General features: G+C 61.5%; 20 protein-coding genes and 1 pseudogene. 15 read left to right on the top strand and 6 right to left on the bottom strand.

Annotated elements, in window-relative coordinates; all coding sequences use genetic code 11:
* Nucleotides 1-60: 60 nt before the first annotated feature.
* The 9 genes from P9292_RS38315 to P9292_RS38355 all read left to right on the top strand — a co-directional run bounded on the left by P9292_RS38315 (nucleotide 61) and on the right by P9292_RS38355 (nucleotide 9,451).
* Entirely contained in the window at nucleotides 61-2,238 is a 2,178-nt protein-coding gene (locus tag P9292_RS38315) for an FUSC family protein (RefSeq protein WP_309964769.1), read from the top strand.
* Entirely contained in the window at nucleotides 2,235-3,716 is a 1,482-nt protein-coding gene (locus P9292_RS38320) for an efflux transporter outer membrane subunit (RefSeq protein WP_250467924.1), read from the top strand. The genes P9292_RS38315 and P9292_RS38320 overlap by 4 nt, the downstream gene beginning before the upstream one ends.
* Nucleotides 3,700-3,900, top strand: coding sequence for a DUF1656 domain-containing protein (locus tag P9292_RS38325; RefSeq protein ID WP_244831248.1), 201 nt, complete (start codon nucleotides 3,700-3,702; stop codon nucleotides 3,898-3,900). The genes P9292_RS38320 and P9292_RS38325 overlap by 17 nt, the downstream gene beginning before the upstream one ends.
* A gap of 20 nt (nucleotides 3,901-3,920) precedes the next feature.
* A complete protein-coding gene (locus P9292_RS38330; RefSeq protein ID WP_309964772.1) occupies nucleotides 3,921-4,883 on the top strand; it encodes an HlyD family secretion protein in 963 nt (320 codons plus the stop codon).
* 194 nt (nucleotides 4,884-5,077) lie between these two features.
* The gene (locus tag P9292_RS38335; protein ID WP_244831250.1) at nucleotides 5,078-5,764 is read left to right on the top strand and encodes a response regulator transcription factor; all 687 of its coding nucleotides are present in this window, start codon (nucleotides 5,078-5,080) and stop codon (nucleotides 5,762-5,764) included.
* 310 nt (nucleotides 5,765-6,074) lie between these two features.
* Complete coding sequence (locus P9292_RS38340) at nucleotides 6,075-7,031, top strand: helix-turn-helix domain-containing protein (RefSeq protein WP_250467926.1); 957 nt, start codon at nucleotides 6,075-6,077, stop codon at nucleotides 7,029-7,031.
* A gap of 61 nt (nucleotides 7,032-7,092) precedes the next feature.
* The gene (locus P9292_RS38345; protein ID WP_309964775.1) at nucleotides 7,093-7,512 is read left to right on the top strand and encodes a hypothetical protein; all 420 of its coding nucleotides are present in this window, start codon (nucleotides 7,093-7,095) and stop codon (nucleotides 7,510-7,512) included.
* 54 nt (nucleotides 7,513-7,566) lie between these two features.
* The gene (locus tag P9292_RS38350) at nucleotides 7,567-9,030 is read left to right on the top strand and encodes a winged helix-turn-helix domain-containing protein (protein WP_309964777.1); all 1,464 of its coding nucleotides are present in this window, start codon (nucleotides 7,567-7,569) and stop codon (nucleotides 9,028-9,030) included.
* A 37-nt stretch (nucleotides 9,031-9,067) separates the two neighbouring features.
* Nucleotides 9,068-9,451 (top strand): response regulator transcription factor, encoded by a 384-nt coding sequence (locus tag P9292_RS38355; RefSeq protein WP_244831254.1) that lies wholly within the window; start codon nucleotides 9,068-9,070, stop codon nucleotides 9,449-9,451.
* 220 nt (nucleotides 9,452-9,671) lie between these two features.
* On the opposite strand, the gene P9292_RS38360 is transcribed toward P9292_RS38355, so the two are convergent.
* The 3 genes from P9292_RS38360 to P9292_RS38370 all read right to left on the bottom strand — a co-directional run bounded on the left by P9292_RS38360 (nucleotide 9,672) and on the right by P9292_RS38370 (nucleotide 11,935).
* Nucleotides 9,672-10,595, bottom strand: coding sequence for an AlkA N-terminal domain-containing protein (locus P9292_RS38360; protein ID WP_309847619.1), 924 nt, complete (start codon nucleotides 10,593-10,595; stop codon nucleotides 9,672-9,674).
* Nucleotides 10,596-10,700: 105 nt separating this feature from the next.
* Complete coding sequence (locus P9292_RS38365) at nucleotides 10,701-11,069, bottom strand: hypothetical protein (protein WP_309964779.1); 369 nt, start codon at nucleotides 11,067-11,069, stop codon at nucleotides 10,701-10,703.
* A gap of 119 nt (nucleotides 11,070-11,188) precedes the next feature.
* Complete coding sequence (locus P9292_RS38370; protein WP_244831257.1) at nucleotides 11,189-11,935, bottom strand: GntR family transcriptional regulator; 747 nt, start codon at nucleotides 11,933-11,935, stop codon at nucleotides 11,189-11,191.
* A gap of 163 nt (nucleotides 11,936-12,098) precedes the next feature.
* On the opposite strand from P9292_RS38370, the gene P9292_RS38375 reads away from it, so the two are divergent.
* From P9292_RS38375 to P9292_RS38395, 5 genes and pseudogenes are all read left to right on the top strand, one after another.
* Entirely contained in the window at nucleotides 12,099-13,319 is a 1,221-nt protein-coding gene (locus P9292_RS38375; RefSeq protein ID WP_309964780.1) for an aminotransferase class V-fold PLP-dependent enzyme, read from the top strand.
* Nucleotides 13,316-14,080: a 2-keto-4-pentenoate hydratase gene (locus P9292_RS38380; protein WP_309964783.1), complete on the top strand. Its 765-nt coding sequence runs from the start codon at nucleotides 13,316-13,318 to the stop codon at nucleotides 14,078-14,080. Before P9292_RS38375 ends, P9292_RS38380 begins: the two co-directional genes overlap by 4 nt.
* Before the next feature lie 76 nt (nucleotides 14,081-14,156).
* Nucleotides 14,157-17,196: pseudogene (locus P9292_RS38385) on the top strand (FAD-binding and (Fe-S)-binding domain-containing protein).
* Between the two features lie 283 nt (nucleotides 17,197-17,479).
* Nucleotides 17,480-18,769: an MFS transporter gene (locus P9292_RS38390; protein ID WP_250510517.1), complete on the top strand. Its 1,290-nt coding sequence runs from the start codon at nucleotides 17,480-17,482 to the stop codon at nucleotides 18,767-18,769.
* Nucleotides 18,770-18,945: 176 nt separating this feature from the next.
* A complete protein-coding gene (locus P9292_RS38395; protein ID WP_309964785.1) occupies nucleotides 18,946-20,091 on the top strand; it encodes a DSD1 family PLP-dependent enzyme in 1,146 nt (381 codons plus the stop codon).
* Here P9292_RS38395 and P9292_RS38400 read toward each other — a convergent pair.
* From P9292_RS38400 to P9292_RS38410, 3 genes are all read right to left on the bottom strand, one after another.
* Nucleotides 20,088-21,137 (bottom strand): FUSC family protein, encoded by a 1,050-nt coding sequence (locus P9292_RS38400; protein WP_309964787.1) that lies wholly within the window; start codon nucleotides 21,135-21,137, stop codon nucleotides 20,088-20,090. The genes P9292_RS38395 and P9292_RS38400 overlap by 4 nt on opposite strands.
* 85 nt (nucleotides 21,138-21,222) lie before the next feature.
* Nucleotides 21,223-22,800, bottom strand: coding sequence for a sensor domain-containing diguanylate cyclase (locus tag P9292_RS38405; protein ID WP_309964789.1), 1,578 nt, complete (start codon nucleotides 22,798-22,800; stop codon nucleotides 21,223-21,225).
* Nucleotides 22,801-22,957: 157 nt separating this feature from the next.
* Complete coding sequence (locus tag P9292_RS38410) at nucleotides 22,958-23,833, bottom strand: FadR/GntR family transcriptional regulator (protein WP_250467937.1); 876 nt, start codon at nucleotides 23,831-23,833, stop codon at nucleotides 22,958-22,960.
* Nucleotides 23,834-24,012: 179 nt separating this feature from the next.
* Here P9292_RS38410 and P9292_RS38415 point away from each other — a divergent pair, with 179 nt between their 5' ends.
* Entirely contained in the window at nucleotides 24,013-25,221 is a 1,209-nt protein-coding gene (locus P9292_RS38415; RefSeq protein ID WP_309964791.1) for an ABC transporter substrate-binding protein, read from the top strand.
* Nucleotides 25,222-25,290: the final 69 nt, after the last annotated feature.

Genomic DNA, 25,290 nt, shown 5'->3' on the forward strand with positions numbered 1-25,290 from the left:
CGCGTTCGCAGCAGACTCCATACCACGCGAATATCCGCACGAACAAGCGACGAGCGCCCCATGACCCTGCAAGCCGATGCCGGCAGCGCGGCCCTGCCTCGATGGCGGGAAGAGCTGAAGACATACTGGAACGACGACGGACCCCGCTTCAGGCATATCGCGAAAGTGGCGCTTGCCATGTCGCTTGCAATGGGCGTGTGCATGCGGCTCGAACTGCGCACGCCGGCCACCGCCATGGTCTCGTGCATCATCGTGATGATGCATCAGCAAAGCGGCATGGTGATCGCGCGTGGCTTCTATCGCGGGCTCGGCATGGTGTGCGGCAGCTTTGCGGGGCTCGTGCTCATCGCGCTGTTTCCGCAGCAGCCGTGGCTTTTTTTGATCGCGCTCGCGGTGTGGATCGGCGTGTGCGTGTTCGGCGCGTCCTACTACCGCAATTTTCAGTCGTATGGTTTCGTGCTGACAGGATACGGCACCGCCATCACGGCCATACCGGCGTGGTCCAATCCTTATGGCGTGTACGACAACGTCGTATTCACCGTGAGCGAGGTGGTGATCGGCGTGGTCTGCGCGAGCGTGGTCAGCGCGGTGATCTTTCCGCGCTCTGTCACGCCCGCGCTCTATGCGGCCAGCCGCAAGAACTTCACGGACTTGCTCAACGCCATGCACGCGATGCTCGACCGCACCGCGACGCTTACCGGTTTCGACACCTTCCTCGCGCTGATTCGCGAGCGTGTGGAAGTGGAAAGCCTGCGCAGCGGCGCCGTGTTCGAAGACCCGGCTATCCGTCTTCACAACCATGTCTATCTCGATCTCGACCGCGGTTTTCTCGATACCGTCGCGTGGATTCACGCGCTGCATCAACTGAAGTTACGTGCCGCCGCCGAAGCTGACCCGCGCGCGCTCGCGGCCGCTTACGATCTCATCGACGCGTTGCTCGCCGTCGTGCCGAACGAGGCAGACGCGCAACTCGTCACGCTCGAAGCGGTGGAAACGCTGATGCGCGATCTCGATGCCTTCGAGGATGCCTTGCCCACGCGCCTCGGCAAGCTGTTGCAGGCGCTCGCGGATCTGTCGGCGCATCAGCGTCAGTTCGTATCGACGACGGGCGCGGCACTGTTCTTTTCGATGGCCGATCTGCGCCTGATGTGCCGAAGCTATATCGACGCGCGCACCATCGGCCGCTTGCCGTGGTCGCAGTCGGTGCTGCAGGCAATCGGCCGCATCGGCAGGACGCGGGCCACGGCTAATCGCACGGCCGCGACCATCGCCGGTGCGCGCGCCGCCGTCGCCGTGCTCGCGGTCGGCGCGGCGTGGATCGCCTCGGGCTGGGTCGGAGGCGCAACCGCCATCGTCGCGGTGGCGATCACGAGCGCGTTGTTCGCGCTTGCACCGAACCCGACGGTCGCGAGCTGGCAAATTTTCGGCGGCTGTCTTGGAGGATGGCTTGCAGGCTTCGCGTTTAATTTCTTCGTGCTGCCGCGCATCGAGACGTTCGAGTTGCTGGCGGCGTCGATGGCGATCGTGGTGATGATCGGCAGCTATCTAAACACGTTCCCGAAGACGGCGATTCTCGGGCTCGGCTTCAGCTTGTACTTCTGCTTCATCGTCGGCATTACGAACCCGACGGTCTATAACCCGAGCGCTTATCTCGACACCGGCTTCGCGCTGCTAGGCGGAATCGCGGTGGCGGCGGTCGCGTTCTCGGTGCTCGTTCCGCGCGCGGGCGACTGGATCTCCGCGCGGTACATGAAGCAGATTCGCGGGTTGATCGTGCATGACGCGCGCAATGGCGACCTCGCCGACCTGCTCTATACATTCGAACTGAGCTTGCGCGATTTCATCTTGCAGATTGCATCCGCGCCGGTAGATGCCCGCGTGAATCGTGACCGTCTGATCGGCTGGGCGTTCGCGGCGCTCGAGATCGGCCGCTCGATGATTCAGATTCGTCTCGACACCGCGCAACTCGGCGCGACCTTGCCGGAAGGCTGGGCGGCGGAACAGGACGCATGGCTTGCGGCGCTGGCGAGCGTGTTCTCGAACACGACGCCCGAAGCCGCGCAGAACGCGCTCATAGCGACGCGCCGGGCGCTCGACATGCTGCCGCTCGGAGACAACATCGCGACCGATACGGCGACGCTCAAGCGGTATCGCATGCGCGCGTTGCTGCATTTCACCGAGCTGACCTTGCGCGATGACAGCCTCGCGTTATGGCAAACGAAGGAGACGCCGGCATGAACACGCGCCGCCTGTCGTGGGTCTTGTCGTCGAGCGGCTGCGCGCTGCTTCTTTCCGCCTGCATCACGAGCGGCGGCATCCACCCACACGAGTCGATGATCGACCCCGCCACGCTCGACGCCGGTGCCGCTCTGCGCGCGACCCAAGCCGATGCGAAATGGCCCGCCGACGCGTGGTGGCGTCAATGGAACGACCCGCAGTTGGATACGCTGGTGCAGGACGCGACCGCAGGCAATCCCGGGCTGCGCGCGGTGCAAGAGCGAATTGACGCGGCGCGTTTTCAGGCGCAGATCGCAGGCGCGGCCGAGTTGCCGCAAGTCAGCGCGAACGGCAGCTTCGAGCGCAGACGTTATGCCCGCTACACCACGCCCGCGCCGCCTGGCGGCACGACCGTGTGGAGCAACAACGTCGAGGCTGACCTTTCATACGATCTCGATCTGTGGGGCAAGAATCGCGCGATCCGCGAAGCCGCGCTCGACAACGTGCAAGCGGTGGCGGCCGACGCGCGCTTCGCCGAAGTCGAGCTGCAGACGGCCGTGGTGCGCAGCTATGTGCAGTTGTCGCTGCAATACGCATTGCTCGATGTCTATCGCGACGTGCAGAACGAACAGCAGCGCACGCTCGATATCGCCACGCGCCGCTGGCATGCGGGCGTCGGCAGCGGTCTCGAAGTCAGTCAGGCGCAGACGCAACTTGCCATGAGCACGACACGCGTGCAGGAAGCGCAGCAACAACTCGCGCTTTCGCGCATCGGCATTGCGGGGCTGGCGGGCAAGGGGCCGGGTTATGCCGATGCCTTGCGCCGTCCCGGCCTCGCGCTGAGCGTGCCGGTCGATCTGCCGGCGACGCTGCCGGCCGAGCTCGTCGGGCATCGCGCGGACGTGGTGGCCGGGCGCTGGCGCGTGTTGCAAGCGGACAAGGGCATCGACGCGGCGCATGCGGATTTCTATCCGGACATCAACTTGCTGGCGACGGCATCGCTGGGATCGGCGGCGACTTTCGGCGGCTTCTTCAACTTCGTCGATAGCAACGGCATGGGCCACGGCGTGGGCGCGGCGATCTCGCTGCCGATCTTCGACGGCGGACGGCGGCGCGGCAACTACGGCGTCGCGGTGTCGTCGCGCGATGCCGCCGTCGACGCCTACAACCAGAGCGTGATCGGCGCGATGCAGGGCGTTGCCACGCAAGTCGTAACCTTGCGTTCGCTCGGCGAGCAGCAGGCGTCGATCGAGGACACGCTCGATTCGGCGCGCAAGTCGTTTCAGCTTGCCGACACGGGGTATCGCAGCGGCATCACCGAGTTTTTGAACGTGCTGGCCGCGCAGGATGCGCAGTTGCAGCAGGAACAAAGCCTCGCGACGATTCGGGCGAAACGTCTCGATGCCTGGGCGTTATTGATGAAGGAACTGGGCGGCGGCTTTGCATCGTCCATGCCGCGGGAAGCAACGCAAGGAGTCGCCGATGCCACGCGAGATTGACGTCTTCTCGCTTCTCATGCCCGGCTTGCTGCCGATACTTGCTGGCTGCGTGCTGCTGTTCGTCGTTCTCGATCTCGTGCTGGCGCGGCTCGGGTTTTATCGCTTTACGTGGCACGCGAGCCTCTTTCGCGTCGCGCTCTTCGCTGCGATGTTCAGCGGCGCTTCGCTGCTCTCATGGCGATGAAACCACCCAATGACATCAAGATGAAAACGCAATCCATCCTGCGCGCGGGGTTCACGCTCACGATACTGGTCGTGGCGATCGTGCTGGTTCGCATGCTGTGGCTCGACTACATGTACTCGCCGTGGACGCGCGACGGGCGCGTGCGCGCGCAGGTCGTGCAAGTCGCGACGGATGTTTCCGGCCTCGTCAGCGACGTACGCGTGAAGGACAACCAGCTCGTGCGCAAGGGCGACATTCTGTTCGTGCTCGATCCGGCTCGCTTCCATTACGCCGTGGCGCAGGCCGATGCCGATCTCGCGCGTGCGCAGGCGCAAATGGCGCAGGCGAAGGCGCGCATGGCCGCGAGCGAATCCGGTTTTGCGATGAAACGCGCTCAGGCGGCGCGCCGCGCCAATCTTGCGGGCGACGTGATATCGGACGAAAGCCGGCTGGATTCGGCATCGCTCGCCAGGCAATCGGCGTCGGATCATGCCGCCGATGTCGCCGCCTACAACGCGGCCGAGGCAGCCGTGAAGGCAGCGGTAGTGGCGCAAGAGACGGCCGCGCTGAACCTGACGCGCAGCGAGGTGCGCGCGCCGTCCGATGGTTTCATCACGAACCTGAACCTTTATCCGGGCGATTTCGCCACGGCCGGGACCGCGCGCATGGCGCTGATCGACTCGCACTCGTTCTGGGTCTACGGCTACTTCGAGGAAACGAAGCTGCCGCACGTGAAAGTGGGCGATCGGGCGACGATCAGACTGCTATCGGGCGGTGAAGACATTCAAGGTCACGTGGATAGTCTCGCAAGCGGGATCGCCGACCGTGACAATCCGACGAGCGGCGATTTGCTCGCCGACGTCAACCCGATTTTTACGTGGGTGCGGCTCGCGCAGCGAGTGCCGGTGCGGATTCATATCGATCGTGTTCCCGAGGGAATGAGGCTCGCGATGGGGATGACTTGCACGGTGACATTGCAGCCGCATGGGAGCGGTCGTGGGTGAGCGTCGCGGCGCCGCCTTTTGAACGATTAAGGAAAAATAAGTACCGTCGCGTGGATGGCCTCGCGCATCATCGCTTGGGAAGCACGCTTTTCCTGGAGCGCGTCACTTCGACCGCTCCTTCCAGCGCGCTTTCGGCGATGTAAAAGGCCGCGCGCCTTTGCATCTTCTTCTGTCCGCTCACGAAGGGAGATGTGATGAGCAGTCATCCGCGCAGCGATGCGAGCGCTGACGCCAGCAACAACACCGCGAGCGCCATGGTGTACGTGGTGGACGACGACGAATCGATGCGCCAAGCCGTCAGCAATCTCCTGCGTTCGGTGGGCCTCAAAGTCGAAACCTTCGGCTCCGCGCAGGAGTTTCTGGCGTTCGACATGCCGGATGTGCCGAGTTGCCTGATCCTCGACGTGCGTCTCAAGGGACAAAGCGGACTTGCGGTGCAGGAGCAGATTGCATCGAGCGAACTGAGTCTGCCGATCATCTTCATGACGGGGCATGGCGATATCGCGATGACGGTCAAGGCGATGAAGGCCGGCGCGCAGGACTTCCTGGCCAAGCCGTTCCGCGATCAGGACATGCTCGATGCAGTGGAACAGGCGCTGGCCAACGATGCGCAGCGTCGCGCGACGAACCGTTCGGTAGCGGATTTGCGGCATTGCTACGACACGTTGACGGCACGTGAGCGTGAGGTCATGGCATTCGTCGCCTCGGGCCTCATGAACAAGCAGATCGCGGCGGAGATGGGCCTGAGCGAGATCACCGTGAAAATCTATCGTGGGCAGGCCATGCGGAAGATGGGGGCGCGCTCCCTTGCTGATTTCGTGAGGAAGGCGGAGGCGTTGGGAGTCGCATTGCCGGTGAGGCGCGCGCGGGGTGGGGTTTGAGATGGTTGGCCTTGGGCGAGGGCGATTGGCACTGCGCAGCGTGCTTATTGAATCACGCGACGACGAACCGCTCACACCCTATACCCACGTATAACTCGCCTGCCGCCTCCGTCTGAACAACCGCACCGCGTTAGACCTCGCGCTAGTCAACCCGCCCGCGCCGCATCGAACCCCGACTAAACCTCCGTATGATCTGAACCAACCATCGGTCATTCAAGCCACCCCAACGTACGACTGGCTGTACGAATTGCCGTGCGATACCGTGGAGTCCATGCAAAGTCGCTCAAACAACTTCACTGGATGACCGGTCATGACCATTTCGTCGATGTCGTATCCCGAACCCGTAATCGAGGTCGCGCAGAAGAGCCGGGCGAACGGAATCGGAATGGAACATGCATGGCGCACACCTCCCGACGACGCTGCCAGCAGCCGTCCGCGCGGCGGCATTCTCCTCTCGCGATGGACCTGCAACGATAAGTCGCCGGTGGAAGTCGCGAGTGTCGAGAGCGCGACGCATCATTGCATTGCACTGAGTCTCAAGTGCACGTCACTCACGTTTTCTCATGCAGGCAAGACGCTCGTGCGCGGACGCGTCGCCGCCGGAGCCGTGCAGATCACGGCGCCCGACGTGCGCTGCAGCGCAGTGTTCGAGTCGCCTGCCGACGTGCTGCATCTTTTCGTCGGGCAACAGGTCTTGAGCGAATGCTTCGAGGACATGTTCGGGCGGCCGCATGCAGGCGATATTCGTATCGACGATCCCAAGCTCGTGCGCGACCCCGCGCTGGAACGGCTCGGACAGGCGCTCGCGGTATCGCAATCGGAGGACGCGGCGGTGGGCAAGGTGTTCACCGATAGCGTCAGCTTCGCCATCGTGTCGCGCCTGGTCGCACGGCACTTCACTCTGGCCGACCGGCAAAAGCGCGAGGCCAGCGCCTTGCCCGCGTGGCGGCTCAATCGCGCGATCGAATTTATCGATGCCCATCTCGCCGATTCGATCGGCCTCGCGGATATCGCCGGTAGCACAGGGCTCACGCGCATGCATTTCGCCTCGCAGTTTCGCCGCGCGACGGGCATGCCGCCGCACGAGTTTCTCCTGCGCCGCCGCGTGGAATACGCGCAGCGCCTGCTGCGTGAGTCGAAGCAAAACATGCTCGATGTCGCCCTGAGTTGCGGCTTCCGCTCGCAGGCTCACTTCACGACCGTATTCAAGCGAATGGTCGGCGATACCCCGTACTGCTGGAAGACGAAGACGAACGTCGCCGGGTAATGCGTGTTGTTCGATAAAGGCCGCGTCGTTACGCGCGGAAGTCCGCCAAGGAACCACTGTCATGCGCTTTCTCGACGATCCAGTCTCCTCACGACGAGCCAGTTCTGCCGATACGTTCTTGAGCGGCCGCATCGCGCTTGGGGCGTGGACGCGCCGCTTGATTCTCGCGACCGGTCTGTGGGCGCTCGTCGAGTTGCCGTTCGAGTTATGGATCAGTCTCTCGGCGCGCGATGCGCTTGCATGCATCGTCGGCAAACTCTTGTGGCTGGCGCTCGTTGGGTTCGTGCTGACTGGCAGCCGCGTCGCGCGCATCGTCTATGCGTTGCTCTGCACGATCGGTCTGATGGCAATGTCATTCGGGCTGCCGGTCGAGTTCCGCGTGTCGCCGCTGCTGTTTCTGCTGTCTTCGGTGGAATGCGTGCTGAAGGCGAGCGCCTTCGTGTGTCTCGTATCCGCGGATGCTCGTCCGTACGACGACTGATCGCGCTTGCGCGCAACGTGGCGGTTCCGTTAATCAACCAGGCGTGGGTGCGGCATGATCAAGATCGGTCGAATCGTAGTGTCGCTGGAAATGCGCGAGGCGCGTCTGGATGGGCGACTGCTCGAGGTCGGCTCGCGCGCGTTCGACATCCTCGAATTGCTGATTCGCGCAAATGGCAAAACGGTCACGAAGGATGAGATTCTGCGCCACGTGTGGCCGAAATCGGTGGTCGGCGAGAACAACATCCATGTGCAGCTTTCGACGCTCAGGCGTGTCCTCGGCGCTGACGGTCAGGCTATCCATACCGTGTCCGGTCGAGGTTATCGGCTGGCGAATGCGGTCGACGTGTCCGCGCCTGCCGATTCAATGGATCCGAAAGCGACGCATCTCGATGCCCTGCCGCATCATCGCGCGGCTTTGATCGGACGCGAGAGCGCGCTTGCAGAGATCGTCGGTGCCTTGCAGGAAGCGCATCTCGTCACGTTGCTGGGCTCGGGCGGTATTGGCAAGACGCAGCTTGGCATCGCGGCGGCGCGTTCGATTGCGGCTAACGCAAAGATCGATGTGTGCTTCGTTTCGCTCGCGGCCGTGAACGATGCGCGCATGGTCGCGGACACCATCGCCGAAGCACTTGGCATCGACCGTTCCATGAGCGATGGTTCGATCAAAGCGCTCATCACGGTTCTTCAGAGCCGCAAGATACTGCTGTTGCTGGACAACTGCGAGCATGTAATCGAGGCAGCCGCGTCGCTCGCCCAACAACTCGTGGAAGCATGCGCGGCGCTGCGAATTTTGGCGACGAGCCGTGAGCCACTGCGCACGCACGACGAAAAGTGCTACCGGGTCGCGCCGCTCGACATGCCCGATGTCGAGTCCACCTCGCAAGCGATTCTCGCCAGCGCCTCGGTGCGGATGTTTCTCGCGCAGATGAGCGCGCTAAATGTGTCGGTCGAACGGGACCGCGGCAGTCTCGACATGCTCGCGACGATCTGCCGCCGGCTCGACGGCATTCCGTTGGCACTCGAACTCGCCGCAGCGCGGGCGGCTGTGTTCGGCATACGCAGGCTGGCCGCGGAACTCGATGATCGGTTCCAGTCGCTGACGGGCGGGCGCAGGACTGCGCCGCCTCGGCAGCAGACCTTGGCCGCTTCGCTCGACTGGAGCTACAAACTGCTCGGCGCGGCCGAACGCGTAGTGCTGCGACGGCTCGCCGTATTCCCCGACCGCTTTTCGCTGGATGAGGCTTGTACAGTCGCCGCGTGCGAATGGTTATCGCGAAACGAGGTCATGGAGGCGATCGTCGGCCTCGCCTCGAAGTGTCTTCTGATGACTTCGTTCGACAGCACGACTCGTGACTATTTCCTGCTGGAGACGACGCGCGACTATGCGTTGCGCAAGTCGGGCGAGTCCGACGATGCTGGCGTCGTGACGTCTGCACGCACTGAGCCGCGCATGCGAACGCTAGGTGCTGCGGCGCGCGGCGGCAGGCTCGTGTTGGTATCGGCCGCTTCCCGATGAATCTGCCGCGACGCGAGCCACGGGAGCATTGGCATACATGAGCTTTGTCTGCATCGTCGATGACGACGCCTCGGTAAGACGCGGCGTCGGCAATTTGCTCAAGGCCGTTGGCTACGCGACCGCGATGTTCTCGTCGGGCGAGGAGTTCCTTGCATCGTCGGCCGTCGACGATGCCATGTGCGTTCTGCTCGATATCAAAATGCGAGGGATGCAGGGGCTCGATGTGCAACGTCGATTGAACGCCGAGCATCGGGGCATTCCGGTGGTGTTCATGTCCGCGCACGGTGACGACGATACGGTTCAGCGAGCCATGCAGCGTGGCGCGGTGGGTTTTCTGCGCAAGCCTTTCGATGAAGAGGGGTTGCTGGTTTCGATCGAGCTTGCGATTGCTGCGGGAAGACGGGGTGCGGCAGGGGCTTAGGCCTTTCGGTCGAAGGCGGGTCAGTTTCTTGAAATCTGGCTCGCACGCGACTTTTGCATGCAGTCGACCGTATGCATTTGCGTGGTATTCAATCGACCGAATGCGATTTTGTTCAAACCTGATGGCGTCTGGTGGCTTGGTGAAATTCAGGTTCCCTGGAGCTTCGTTTGGCCGGTGGCATTGCATGCAGTCGACCGCATACATTCGTCTGGTATTCAATCTACCCGCCTCGCGCTGCCCCAGTCTCCATCGCCACTCCATTCCACAGATGTACTGCGGCATAAGCGCGCCAAGGCCGCCAACGCTCGATATGCGCTCGTTGCTGCGCGGGCTTGAGCAGGGCCGGATTGCGCCGCGCGATGGCCTGCATCAACACGAGATCGGCATCGGGCCATGCGTCTGGATCGCGCAGGGCGCGCATCGCGACATAACCGACTGTCCACGGACCGATACCCGGCAGCGCCAGCAGATCGCGCTTCAACGCCTCGGCATCAGCGTCCGGTTCGTCGAGCGGCAACGCGCCTGTTGACACCGCATTCGCAAACCGCTGCACGGCTTCGACACGTTTCGTGGGCATGCCGATCTTATCCAGGTCCGCGGCGGCAAGCTCGGCGGGCGTCGGGAACCGCCAGGCAGTGGCCTCGTGCGAATGCCCATCGATCATTCGTCCCGCGCGCTGCACGATTCGTCCCATGATCGTCGAAGCGCCTTTCACGCTCACTTGCTGGCCCACGATGGTTCTGACCACCAACTCGAACCCGGACCATGCGCCCGGCACGCGTAGCCCCGGCGAGGCATCGAGTAGCGGCGCCAACAACGGGTCGCGTGACAACACGCTTGCAATCCGGCGGGGATCGGCATGCAGATCGAACATACGAGCGAGCGGTTCGGCAAGTTCATCGGCATGCCGCTGCGCATTGCCGTCGACGGTCACGACAAGGCGATGTTTGCGCTCATGCGGCCTGACTTCGACGGTGCCTTCATCGCCATGCCATTCGATCGCGCGTCGATAAACGCCGCCTTCCACCGACTCGACGCCCGCCGCCGCCCGGCCGCCTATGAAGGCGAGCAGGCGAGTCCAGTCGAAGGGCCGCTTGAAGGGCAACTCGATCGTCGTCGAATTGCCGTGAGATGTGGATTGCATTCTGAATGCCGAATGATGCATGCGATTGCCGCGCAATGGCCGATGTTACTCCATCGCCTCGCGGCCTATGTCGTTCGACCAACGTCGTGCTTCGAGAAGGCGATGTCAGGGTCGCTGTGCAATGCGCATCGTGCTTTCGCTGAGCATGCGCCGGAACTCGGTATCGTAGGCGAGAATTTGACGCGCGCTCGCGACGAGTTGCGAGCGCCGGTCCCACTGATCGGCGCGTAGTACGCAGCGCGACAGAACATCGGTGTAGACGCGACGCATGTTCGCGTTATCGTGATCGACGGTCAGGCGGGCAATGCTGACCTTCTCATCATGCGTGAGCTGCTGCGTGAGGCAATCGACCGTTGCGCGGTCCGTATCGGCTTGCGCGACGCTCACGTCCTGATCGTCGTAATAGAGCGTGAAGCCGCCAACGACGAGCGCCGCCCCAAGCGCCAGGCATGTACCTCTTATTGTGTTCAACATGTCCCCCGATGTCAGGCTCTTCGGCCATTGGCGCGAATCGTAGCGAAGCTTGCGAGGATTCGGCCGATCGAACTGTGCGCGGGGGAACGCAGCGTTCGATGCGCTTGAGTATGGCGTTTTCAGCCAGCGTCGCCGGTGTGCGTCCGCTTCCTGGCAACCGGCGCCTTCACCGTGGTCAGCGTGCGCTCGGCGAGAACGGCATCGCGTTTGCCGAGCAGGTGATGACGAAGAATGGTCGACATGCGCCTGCCATCGCGCGTTTCCAGCGCTTCGATCATCTCTTCATGCTCTCGTATCGCGCTATCCCACTTGGGCGTCTGGAAGTTCGATCGAAAGCGCATGGCCTGCAAGCGCCGGTTGATCGACACGTAGGTTTGCCGTAGCGCCGTGTTGCGCGCGGCTTCATTGATCTTGTCGTGAATAGCCTGATTCCGGCTGTAATAGCCCGACAAATCATTGCGCGCGCGGCATTCCAGCATGACCGCGTGAAGCGCCTTGATGTCCGCGATCTCCTGCGGCGTGATTCGCTCGCAAGCCAGTTCGCCGGAGAACGCCTCCAGTCCGCTCATCAGTTCGAACATCTCGCGGATTTCGAGTTCGCTCATCTGCGAGACCGATGCACCCCTGTTCGGCGATATCTCGATCAACCCTTCCGCGGCCAGCACCTTCAGCGCTTCACGCAAGGGCGTGCGCGAAATGCCGAGCGTCTCGCAAAGCTTGCGCTCGTTTAGCTTCACGCCCGGCGCAAGCAGGCCTTCCACGATGAATTCACGCAAGTGATCAACCACCGTGTCGTGCAAACGCATGCGCTCGACCTTCTGTAGGAGCGGCGAAAGACTGGCGTCGGGCAGGTCGCGATTTTGCATTCAATACCTCGAATTTGTTTGCGGCAATTTTAACCCTAGCTTGCCGGAAAAAACCTCCAGCGGGTTATCCCTAGGCCATTTGGCCTATTTAAACCTTTCCGCGGCCGCGTCGCTGCGCTACAGTATTTTGCATGCAAAATTCAATTTAAGAGGATGCGCATCCATGCTGAAGCTCGATTACCACCCCTCTGGCCGTCACTTCCTGCAGATTCCGGGACCCAGCCCGGTGCCCGATCGCATTTTGCGTGCGATGAGTTATCCGACCATCGACCATCGCGGGGCGGAGTTCGGTGCACTCGGCCTGAAGGCGCTCGATGGCATCAAGAAAATCTTCAAGACGAGCCAGCCGGTGGTGATTTATCCGGCTTCCGGCACCGGTGCATGGGAAGCGGCGCTCGCCAATACGCTCAGCCCTGGCGACACGGTCCTCATGTACGAAACCGGCCACTTCGCGACCCTATGGCAAAAGATGGCGGTCAACCTCGGACTGAAGCCGGAGTTCCTGGGCTTGCCCGGCATTGAGGGCTGGCGCCGCGGCGTGCAGGCCGACATGATCGAAGCGCGCCTTGCCGAAGACAAGCAGCGCACGATCAAGGCGGTATGCGTCGTTCACAACGAGACGTCCACGGGCGTGACCTCGGACATCGCAGCAGTGCGGCGCGCCATCGACGCGGCTGGCCACCCGGCGCTTCTGATGGTCGACACGATCTCCGGTCTCGCATCCGCCGACTATCGTCATGACGAATGGGGCGTGGACGTGACCGTGTCCGGCTCGCAGAAGGGCTTGATGCTGCCGCCGGGAATCAGCTTCAACGCGGTGTCGCAGAAGGCGATCGAGGCATCGAAAGAGGCGAAGCTGCCGCGTGCTTTCTGGGACTGGAAAGAGATCATCGAAATGAACAAGCAGGGCTACTGGCCCTACACGCCGAACACCAACTTGTTGTACGGCCTGTCCGAAGCGCTCGACATGATTCTCGGCGAAGGGCTCGACAACGTGTTCGCGCGCCATCAGCGGCTCGCGGCCGCCTGCCGTGCGGCAGTCACCGCGTGGGGGCTCGAAATCCAGTGCGCGGATTCGTCCGTGTATTCGCCGGTGCTGACCGGTGTGATGACGCCCGAAGGTGTCGATGCGGATGCGGTACGCAAGCTCATCTACGAGCACTTCGATATGTCGCTGGGCACGGGTCTCGGCAAGGTGAAGGGCCGCATGTTCCGCATCGGGCATCTGGGCGATTGCAACGATCTCACGTTGATGGCCGCGCTCACCGGCTGCGAGATGGGACTGAAGCTCGCGGGCATCAAACTCGAAGGGAGCGGCGTGGCCGCGGCGATGGACTATCTGACGAGCCACGTTGCGAAACCCGAACTCAAGGCGGCGGCATGAGCGCGGCCTTCGACGCCGACGCGCTCGCGCGGCTCTTCATGGAAGCGCGTGCGCATCGCGCGAAGCTCGAAGCATTGCCGGAAGACGCGCGGCCATCGAACGCGGAAGAAGCCTACGCCGCGCAAAAGGCGACTTTGCATGCACTCGGCGCGAGCGTCGGCGGGTGGAAGGTCGGCGCGAAGACGCCCGATGGTCCGATCCAGGCTGCGTTGCTCCCGGCCGATGGCATGCATGCCTCGGGCGCGCGGCTATCGATGTCGGCTTTCGGACGAGCAGGGCTCGAACTCGAAGTGGCTTTTGTATTCAATCGCGCATTCGAGGCAGGCAGCGGACCGTATAGCGATACCGAAATCATCGGCGCGATCGGTTCCGTGCATGCGGCGATCGAAGTGGTGGCGAGTCGCTTCGCTGCGTGGCCCGACGTCGAGAAGCCGTGGCAACTCGCGGATCTGCAGAATCACGGCGCGCTACTCGTCGGCGCGGGCGTGCCTTACGACGAAGCGTTCCCGTTCGTCGCCCCGGCGATGAGCTTTGAATGCGACGGCAAACCGCTGTTCGAAGGCCCACCGGCGAACCCGGCGGGCGATCCGCGTCGTCTGCTTGCGTGGACGGTCAATCACGCGGTCTCGCATGGCATCGCGTTCGCCGCGGGCACGGTGATCACGGCGGGCTCTTACACCGGACTTGCCTTCCCGGATGGGGCGGGCCACGCCGTGGGCTCGATCGACGGCCTGCCTACCGTCGAATTGCATTTCGAATAATGCATGCGGTGTGCCGGCATAAAGCATTCAGCATGCAAAAGCCCAAGCAGGCCTCCCGCACTAACCGATAGCGACGATGCTCAATACACCCACAGACCGACTCGTCAAGCCGATCCATTTGATGCCAGCGTCCGGGCGCGCCGGTCGCGCAGCGGCGCCGACCCCTTTGCAGATGCGTCTGCAACGCGAGCTGAAGGGTGATGTGCTGTTCGATCGCGCGTCGCGCGGACGCTATGCAACCGACGCGTCGATCTATCAGATCATGCCGCAAGGTGTGGTCGTGCCGAGGGATCAGGAAGACTTGCGGCTTGCTTTGGAGATCGCGCGCGAGGCAAAGGCAAGCGTGCTCGCGCGCGGCGCCGGGACGAGTCAGTGCGGTCAGACGATAGGCGAGGCGCTCGTCATCGACACGAGCAAGTGGCTCAACAACATCGTGCACTTCGACAAGGACGCTCGAACGGTGACAGTCGAGCCGGGCGTCGTGCTCGATCACCTGAATGCATGGCTCAAGCCGCATGGCTTGTGGTTTCCTGTCGATGTCTCGACGAGCGCGCAATGCACGATCGGTGGCATGGCGGGCAATAACTCGTGCGGTTCGCGCTCCATGGCATACGGCATCATGGTGCATAACGTGCTCGCCATCGACGCGATTCTTGCTGACGGATACGAGGGCAGCTTCGGTAAGCTCTCGGCAATGAAGCTCGATGCCCGCATGCGTGAGCTCGTAGAAAGCGTGCGCGACGTTGCATTGCGCGAACGCGATGAAATGCGTGAACGCATACCCAAGGTTCTGCGCCGCGTGGCTGGTTATAACCTCGATCTGTTCGATTGCCAAAGCCCGTTGCCCTTCAGCGAAGACGGCGAGCCGAATCTGGCGAACCTGCTGGTGGGATCGGAAGGCACGCTTGCCTTTAGCCGGCAACTTACGTTGAAGCTCGCGCCTTTGCCCGAGCACAAGACGCTTGGCGTGGTGAACTTTCCGAGCTTCTACGATGCAATGGAGATGACGCAACACATCGTCAAGCTCGGACCTGTTGCCGTGGAACTGGTCGATCGCACCATGATCGATCTAGCAATGTCGAATCAGGCGTTTCGCCCTGTCATCGAAAAGGCGCTGGTGGGTGAGCCAGAAGCAGTCTTGCTGGTCGAGTTCGCGGGCGCCGATCGCGCTGAACAAGTGACGAAACTTGCAAGCCTTGTCGATCTGATGAGCGATCTCGGCCTGTCCGATTCGGTCGTGCAGATGCCCGACGCCGGCCCGCAGAAAGCGCTGTGGGAAGTGCGTAAGGCCGGCCTTCAACATCATGATGAGCATGAAGGGCGATGGCAAGCCCGTGTCCTTTATCGAAGACTGCGCGGTGCCGCTCGAACATCTGGCGCAATACACGAGCCGTCTTACCGATGTCTTCAGAAAGCATGGCACCGAAGGCACTTGGTATGCCCACGCGAGCGTCGGCACGTTGCATGTGCGTCCGATCCTCGATATGCGTCGCGATGGCGGATCAAAGATGCGAGCTATCGCCGAAGAAGCCGCTGCGATGGTGCGCGAATACAAAGGCGCATTCTCGGGCGAGCACGGCGATGGACTATGCCGTGGTGAATGGGTTGCGTGGCAATATGGGCCGCGCATCAACGAGGCGTTTCGCGAGATCAAGCAGCTCTTCGATCCGGACAATCGCCTGAGCCCGGACCGAATCGTGGCGCCCCCGAAAATGGACGATACGGTGAATTTCCGCTTTCCGCCGTCGTATCGTGAACGTGCATTCGAGCCGCAACTCGACTGGTCGGCTTGGAACGTGACGCGTGATCCGTTGACAGGCCTGGAGGGTGCGCCGGGCTCTGGCGATGATCTTTCGAACGGACTGGCCAAGGCAGTCGAGATGTGCAACAACAATGGCCATTGCCGCAAGTTCGATGCGGGAACCATGTGCCCGAGCTATCGCATTACGAAAGACGAGCAACATGTCACGCGTGGACGCGCCAACACTTTGCGTCTCGCGCTCTCGGGACAATTGGGTGAAGAGGGCCTTGCGAGTCAGGACGTGAAGGACGTGCTCGATCTGTGCGTGTCGTGCAAGGGCTGCAAACGCGATTGTCCGACAGGCGTCGATATGGCGCGCATCAAGATCGAAACGCGTGCTGCGCGCACCGCACGTCACGGTGTGAGCGTGCGTGAACGTCTTGTCGCTTATCTGCCGCGTTATGCGCCCTATGCAAGCCGCTGGCCGTTCATGAGCGGCGCTATCGAAGCGCGTATGCCGGTCTTGGCGCGCTGGCTAAAGACAAAACTCGGCCTGGCGCCGCAACGCGCATTTCCCCGTTTTGAAAAAGCCTTTCTGTCGGATGCGTCGACGACAATAGTTGCAAATGCAACTAAGGAGGTTTTGCTCTTCGTCGATACCTTCAACAACTACATGGAGCCGGCCAATGCGCGTGCCGCACAGCGCGTGCTCGAGGCGGCGGGCTACACGGTTCATCTCAATACGAAAGCGGGAGAACGGCCGTTGTGTTGCGGACGGACGTTGCTTTCCGCCGGGCTCGTCGACGAAGCCAAGACTGAAGCACGGCGCACGCTCGATACGCTTCTGCCATATGTCGAACGCGGCGTGGCAATTGTCGGCCTCGAGCCTTCGTGTCTTCTCTCGCTGCGCGACGAGTTCCTCGGCTACGGCTACGGCGATGCCGCGCGCAAGCTCGCGGAGGCATCCTTTCTCTTCGAGGAATTTTTGGTTCGCGAGCGCGTTGCGGGACGACTCGATATCGACCTCAAGCCGCTAGATCACAGTCGCGCGTTGCTGCATGGCCATTGCCATCAAAAGGCATTCGATGCCCTGCGTCCGGTCGAAACCGTGCTCAAGTGGATTCCCGGTCTGGAAGTGAAGACGATCGAATCGTCATGCTGCGGCATGGCGGGCAGCTTCGGTTACGAAGCGGAGCATTACGAAGCCTCGCAGGCGATGGCGGAACTGTCGCTGCTGCCGGCGGTACGCAAGGCAAGAGATGCACGCGATGCCGTGATCGTCGCGGATGGCACGAGCTGCCGTCATCAGATCGCGGATGGTGCACAGACCGAAGCGTTGCACGTGGCGCGGGTGCTTGCCAATGCGCTTGCATGAGGTCGCCTGAGCCCGCAAAACGACGTGCATATGAGTTGAACCATCGACAACATGACAACGGGCCATCGACGACCCGCGAAAGGAGACACGCAATGACAACGCCGCGTAAGCCACGCATCCGACGGTTCCATGACCGCACGGAATAACACGCTCATGGCGTATCCGTTCGCCATCGATCGAAGCAGTTCATAGACGTACCGAGATCAGATTTGCAGGCCACGTTCAAGGGCATCTGGCATCGTGCCACACGCCTCGGACACGCTCGCCACTACTCAAGGAGACGATGATGTTCCGTCGAGCCACCACACGCGTGCTGCTGCTGCTATGCGCGATGTATTTCATCACCTATATCGACCGTGTCAATGTAAGCACCGCGGCAAGCCAGTTCGGCGCCGAACTGGGCTTGTCGCACACGCAGGTAGGCTTCGTGTTTTCGGCATTCGCCTATCCGTATCTCGTGTTTCAGATCATCGGCGGATGGGTGGGCGACCGCTTCGGTCCGCGCCGCACGCTCACGCTCTGCGCGATCATCTGGGCGGGAGCGACAGTGCTCACCGGCTTGTCCGGCGGCTTTCTTTCGCTGATCGTCGCGCGCGTGCTGCTCGGCCTCGGCGAAGGCGCGACCTTTCCCACCGCAACGCGTGCCATGTCCAACTGGATGCCGGCCGATCAGCGCGGGTTTGCACAAGGTATTACGCATGCAGCATCACGCATTGGTAATGCAGTCGCGCCGCCATTGATCGTGTGGCTCATGGTCGCGACCAGCTGGCGTGGCGCGTTCATCATCACGGGGATCATCAGCTTCATCTGGGCGCTCGTGTGGGTCTTCTACTTCCGCGATAATCCGCGCGATCATCCGCGTATCACCGAAGGGGAGTGTGCGACGCTTTCGAGCTATTCCGGCGTGAAACAGCGCTCGCCGGTGCCGTGGCGCATTCTGCTCGGCCGCATGGCACCCGTGACCGCCGTCTACTTTTGCTACGGATGGGTGCTCTGGCTCTTCCTTGGCTGGATTCCGCAATACTTCCTGCACAGCTATCACATGCAACTCGGCAAGTCGGCGCTATTCGCGTCAGGCGTGTTCTTCGCGGGCGTGCTGGGCGACTGGCTCGGCGGCTCTCTCACGGACCGTATCCTTCGCAAGAGCGGCAACGTGCGCATGGCTCGTAACGTGATGGTCGGCGTCTGCATGCTGCTCACGCTTCTTTCGCTTGCGCCGATCATGCTCGTGTCCGACATCTCGATCACGCTTGCCGCGGTCTGCCTCTCGGCCGGCTTCTTCTTCAATGAGATGACGATCGGTCCAATGTGGTCCGTGCCAATGGACATCGCGCCAAAGCACTCGGGAACGGCATCCGGCATTATGAATTCAGGTTCGGCGCTCGCGGCGATCATCAGTCCGGTGGTGGGCGGCTGGCTGATCGACCGCACCGGCAACTGGAATCTGCCTTTCACCGTGTCGATGATTCTGATGGCGGCGGGCATCATCCTCTCGTTCACGATGCGTCCGGACCGAGCGCTCGAAGTCGACGAGGAGAAGCCGGGCACAACACCGGCGCGAAAGTACGTTTGAGCGCGCCGGGCCGACCTTGTAAGTGAAACCTGGTGCCGTGCGCATTCACGGTGGCCGGGTTTCGCGTTTGCATGTTTCGAAGCGGCAGAAGGCGGGTGTGTACTGCTTGCATGCAATATGCAAAGCACCGTCGGGCGCTATCATGCATTTTGTCTACCAATCCGGCCGATCACCGCATGACGTTCGCTCCTCCTCCCGCTGCCCGTCCGGGCGATACGCTCGACGCCGTTGCCACGCCGTCGTTGCTTCTCGACCTGGATGCTTTCGACGTCAATCTCGCCGCCATGGCGGCGTTTGCAAAACAGAAGGGTGTCGCGCTCCGACCGCATGCGAAGGCGCATAAATCGAGCGTCATTGCCCGCAAGCAGATCGAGGCGGGTGCCGTTGGCGTATGCTGCCAGAAGCTCTCCGAGGCTTATCCCTTCGCGGCGGCGGGCGTTCGAAGCATTCATATCAGCAACGAATTCGTGGGCGCCGACAAACTGGCGATGGCAGTGGAACTCGCCGCGCATGTACGGCTTTCCGTTTGCGTCGACGCGTTGCCGCAAGTCGCAGCGCTCGGCGATGCCGCCGCACGCGCGGGCGTCGAGATCGACGTGCTGCCGGAAGTCGATGCAGGCCAGCATCGGTGCGGCGTCACCAATGAAGATGCCCTTCTCGCGCTCATCGACGCGATTCATGCGCAAGCCGCGCTGTGCTTCACTGGCATTCAGGCATACCACGGCGGCGCTCAGCACATTGTGCAGTGGAGCGCCCGCAAGGAAGAAGCGCAGCGCGCCGCCGAGCGCACGGCAGCCTATGTTCATGCCATCGAAGCGCGCGGAATCGCATGCGGCATCGTGACCGGCGGAGGCACCGGTACAGTCGAGTTCGACGCGGCCAGCGGCGTCTATACCGAAGTGCAGCCCGGTTCCTACCTCTTCATCGACGGGGATTATGGGCGCCTCGCTTGGGACGGCGCACTTCGCTGGCGGCATGCGTTATTCATTTTGTCGACCATCATGAGCGCGACGCGGCCCGGCATGGCTGTCTGCGATGTCGGCCTGAAGGGGCTGGCGGTCGATTCCGGCTTACCGCGCAGCGTGCGTTGGTTGCATGCATCGGACGATGCACCCGCTTTGGCATACACATCGGCCAACGACGAGCACGGCATGCTGGAAGCCGGCACGACTGTGAACATAAGCGATGCTATCGGCGCGCGTCTGCTTCTGCCGCCCGGCCATTGCGATCCCACCGTGAACCTCTACGATCAATACGTGTGCTATCGCGGTGATCGCGTCGTCGACCTGTGGCCGGTGGATGCCCGCGGCCTTTCGCGCTAAGCCGGCGCGGACGGCGCGGCGGGATAGATGGCCGAGATCAACGCATCGACATCCGACACGATCAGCTTGATGACGAACTGCGCGACATCGTGCGAGCCTTTGCTTCTCATGCACGCGTCCTTCAGCGACTCCAACGTTGCACGCACGTGGTCGAGTTCGGCGTCATCCCGATGCACGTTGCCGAGCACTTGCGCGAGCTTGTCGAAGAGGGTCTGCAGCGCGGCAGCGCTTTCTTGCAGATGATCGCTTCGTGCCGCTTGCGGGTCACGCGAGACTGCCTTGGCGAGAAAGAGGGTGTCGCTGTGCAGTCGCCGCAGAAAGGGCGCGGCCTTGTCGATGGCATCCGCGCGGCGGCTTTGCAGGGGCACGATGATGTGCTCGCGCTCCGCTTCCTCGAGGGCATCGTCGAGCGCTTGCTGCGCCTGAGCGCTCTTCTTTTCGAGCTGCGCCGCTCGGGCTTCATGGTCGTCTGCGTCGTCGGAAAGATGCAAGGCGACTAACTGGCCAAGACACTTCAGCGTGTCGGCTACGCAGCGATGCGCGGTCGTAAGCGAGCGGTTCGGCAAGATAGCCGCGACGATGAACGCGGACGCCGCGCCGATGAGAATCTCCAGCACGCGATGCAGCGGCCGCTGAAACAAGGGCCCACCGCCTGTCGGAATCAGCACGACAATGACAAGCGTGATGCATGCAAGCCGCAACGCGGGCCGCGCCGCAGCAAGCGTGGCGAGCGGCACGAGTTCGATCGCGAATACGGCGAGCGGCGCGGCGCCATGCTCGATGGCGATGAGCCCGATCACCCCCGCCACCGCGCCGATGCAAGCGCCGACGATCTGATCGCGCGCGGCTCCCAGCGCCTGCGTGAGGCTGGGCTGAGTGACCACGACGAGCGTGGTGATGAGCGCCCAATAACCTTCGGGAAGCGCGATCAGTTTTGCGGCGCCGTAACTAATCGCGCAGCCCAGGAGCGTACGTGCAAGCCGGCGCCCCTCGGGGACGCTGAACATGCCGCGAGGTCCGCGACGGATGAAGGTCAACGCGTTCATGCGGTCCCTGGACGACGATATTTTGTATGCATTATGCCAATGGAGCGCGACTGGTCGATTGATCTCGAGAGAGGATTCGAGCGCGTCAGCCGCCGCCCGCTGCGCTATTTTCGTGGACAGCCCGGTTCCGGCCTGCGCGTTTCGCACGGTAGAGCGCCGCATCCGCGTTGTTCAGCAACTTGAGCGCGTCATCGCTATGACGCGGATGGGCCGTCGCGCAGCCAATGCTCACGGTAAGGAAGCCTCTCGGCGAACCGCTGTTCGGAATCTCGAGCGCTTCGACCATCATCCGAAGACGTTCAGCAAAAGTCACTGCGCCTTCCTCCGCCGCTGAAGGCAGCACGATCACGAATTCCTCACCGCCGTAGCGCGCGACGATATCGCCCGGTCGCTTGACTGAATGCTGTATGCAATCGGCCACGGCGACGAGCGCATCGTCGCCCATCGCATGACCGTAGGTGTCGTTGTAGAGCTTGAAGTGGTCGACATCGACGAACAATGCGGAAAGCGGCTGATCCGCGCGCCGCGCACGTCGCCATTCCTCGTCGAGACGGCGATCCAACGCACGCCGGTTAGCGAGACCGGTGAGTGAATCGGTCCCTGCGAGCCTTTGCAACTTTTCCTGAGCGATGGCGCGCGAACGCAGCGAGATTGCAAGCAGCCACGACAGAACGATGAAGCCAGCGCCGAACATGAGAGTCAGGCCGCCGATCATCGTGCTGCGTTCGCGCCAGCCTTGAAGTACATCATCTTCCGCAGGCGCGACCGCTGCGATGAGTTGCGTGCCCGGCACATGCGCAAAGGTATAGATGCGGCGCACGCCGTCCAGGGGCGAAGTCGAAATATAAGAGCCGTTGAGTTGATCCGTCATCGACGAAAAGGTAGGCGAGCGAACCACGGTGCTGGAGGCGCCAGCGGGCAAGGGAGGCTTGCGGGCAAGCATCAGGCCGTCTGGCTGCACGATGAAAACGGAGCCCGCTCGGCCGACATTGACGCGCGAGAGTAATGCCTTGAGATAGTCGATATTGAGCGCGATCACCGCCACGCCCGCAAACGAGCCATCCGGTGCGTTAATGCGGCGGCTTAGCGCGAGCGAATATGCGCCGTTGCGCAAGCGCGATTGATACGGCTTTGAAATATAGAGCCCGACGTCGGCTCTTGCTGCGTGCGCCGTGAAATAGTCGCGGTCTTTAAAGCGCAATTCGTTAGGAACGGATGCATCGCGCTCGACTACGATACGTCCTTGCCCGTCCATCACGAATGCGCCGCCTATGTAATTCGTTGCGGTTGCGCCATCGAATAGGACGAGCTTGCGCAAGTCGTCGGACAAGGCCATCACGGCCGGATTTTCCATTCCACTTACGATGGTGCGCAACGAAAGATCGATGGATTCGATATTGCGTGAAATATCGGCAGTGAGCGTCGCAACAACATTGGCGGACGCCTCATGTGCGTTCTGCAACGCCTGCGCACGGCCTTGCCAAAGCGCGGCAAAGGAAAGCACCGCCATGGAAATAGCGATAGCCGTGCCGATTAGGCCGGCAAGCAAGGGAAAGCGCGAGAAGGCATCTGCCACGCGCATCGTGGCGCTGCTATTGCGTCGGACTAGCCGACGCCGGACCACACGGCCCGTTTTGCGCACGACGTCGAATCTCGGGGACATTCATCTCTCCGCATGAGACACGCTTCGCTCAGGCGACGCCATTAGCACGACGCTGCCAGCGTGAAACTTTCGAAAACCCCACAAAAACAGGGTTCAAATACGCGCTTGGAGAGCGGCGCGCTCGTCAACAGGATTGTAATCGGAAGAAGAAATTCGCTTAAGCTTTACCGCCGCGCTTAATGACGCGCTTGCGAATCTCTGAATCGAGTATGAGCCTGCCGCGAATTTTGCCCTTCATGCGTTTGACGTAGCGCGGCGCTTCCGTCATGTGTATCACCATCAGTTCGCGTACTTTTTCAGCGTCGCGCGCACGTGCTGCTTCGGTGATGGCCTTGTGAATCTTGACGTTTGCACGGCCGAAACGTTCGTGCTCCGCTTGCGGTGTATCGTTTCGAAATTCGATCAGTTGCCGGATCATCTCGTTGATCAGCTCGCAGCTAAACCGCAAGAACGGATTGGGATTGGCCGCAGCGAGAATGTCGTGGAAATTCACGTCTTCCTGACGTTGCCTGACGATATCCCGGCTCTCGTGCGCGCAAGCGGGTTCGTCGCAACTCGCTATATTTTCCTCGAGCGCGGCCAAATCCTCTTCCGTCAAATGCGGCACTGCCCCTGCAGCAAGTTCGGGTTCGAGCAACTGACGCACCGTATAGATGTCGTCGATGCTTACGTCCTTAAAGAACAAATAATTTTGCAAGAGCTGAAGGGTTCTATCCAGCGGCACTTCAACGATGGTGCCGCCGCCCGAAGGACCGGTCGTGACCTTGATAAGCCCTTGCACTTCGAGAGACTTGAGCGCTTCGCGAATCGTGCTCTTGCTAACGGAAAACAACTGCTGCAACTCGACTTCGCGCGGCAGCTTGTCGCCCGGCTTGAGATCCTTTTCCGTAATGAGCCGTTTGATTTCCTCAGCGACGAGGTCCGCGCGCTTGGGTTGCTTGATGGGCTTGGCAAGCGGCTGCCTTGAGACTTCCTGTTGAGTCGGGTCGACTCCGGCCGCCGCGCTGGCGCGCTTAGCACGGTCCATCACCATATCGATGCTCCTTTACACACCCCGGAATATTGCCTTATTGACACCCGAATTTATTGTACCTAGCATCGGATTCGTTCTATTTATCATGATAAATAGGATGAAGCTAAACCGACGCATGAACGTACCACGAAAAAAACGCAAGGTGGCCGCGCAGGTCTTCTTCTCAAGGAGCGTCAATTTTGAATCGCCGAAATATGTTGAAGCTGGCCGCGCTGTCGGCCGTTCCCGGATCGTTTGAGGCGCTCATGTCGCGCAGCGCGCTCGCTCAAGGTTCGCCGATTCAGTTTGCCTGCCCGGTGCCGATGTCCGGACCCTTTGCGGCAAACGGCAAATACGCCGATCTCGGCATGAAGCTCGCGATCGAACAGTATGGCAAGGTGCTCGGTCAGCCGCTCGCATATACCACGCTCGATACCGAAGGCAAGCCCGCGACCGCGGTGCGTCGCGTTCAGGAAATAGCCCAACAGAAAAACGCGCGCTATTTTGCAGGCGGCATTCTTTCGTCCGAAGCGCTTGCAATGGGTAAGGAAGTGGAGAAGGCCGGCGGCGTTTTCATCACTACGGCGGGCGCCGACGAGCTCACGGGGAAAGACTGCAATAGCGCGACGTTTCGGTGGTCGGTGCCGACCTTCGGCGCAATAGAGCAGACGGTTCGACCGCTCATTCAGACGTTCCCCAAGGCCAAGCGTTGGTACACCATCACGCCACAATACGTCTTTGGCGATGGTCTTTTATCCGCTGCTAAAGCCATCTTCAAGGAAAAGGGCATCGAGCATGTGGGCAACAGCTATCACTCGCTAAACGAAAAAGAATTCAGCGGATATCTGACCAACGCTGTCGCGGCCAAGCCGGACGTCCTGCTTATTCTGAACTTTGGCTCACAGTCGTCGGATACGTTGCGACAAGCCGTGAGCTTCGGCATGAAGAACAACTGCACGATTCTCATGGCCTGGGCGTCCGGTCTGGAGCAGTTCGAAGCGCTGGGTCCGGACATCTGCGAAGGGGTGTATTTCGGCGCGCAGTACTGGCACGCAATTGATTCCCCGCTCAATCAGGATCTCGTCAAGCGCGCCAATGCGGCCTTCAAGGCGAACCCGAACTACAGTCTTGCGGGATCGTATACCTGTACCAAGATTTTGCTGGACGGCATCGTGAAGGCAGGTACGGCAGACCCCAAGAAAGTCATCGCGACGCTGGAAGGAATGAAGTATTCAGGTCTGACGGGCCCTGAGGAAATCCGCGCAGGCGACCATCAGGTGCTCAAGAATTATTATTTGCTCAAGGGTAAGCCAAAGAGCAAGATGAAAGACAAGGACGACTACGCCGATATCGTCAGTTCAGGACAATCGTTCCTTCCGCTCGACAAGACGCAATGCAAGATGGCTTGACAATGCTTAGGCACAAGCTGGAAGCGAATGCGCCTGAAGCGCGTTCGCGCCGTTTCTCTTTTGAGCCAA

Source organism: Caballeronia sp. LZ001 (assembly GCF_031450875.1).
In the GTDB taxonomy this organism is placed as follows: domain Bacteria; phylum Pseudomonadota; class Gammaproteobacteria; order Burkholderiales; family Burkholderiaceae; genus Caballeronia.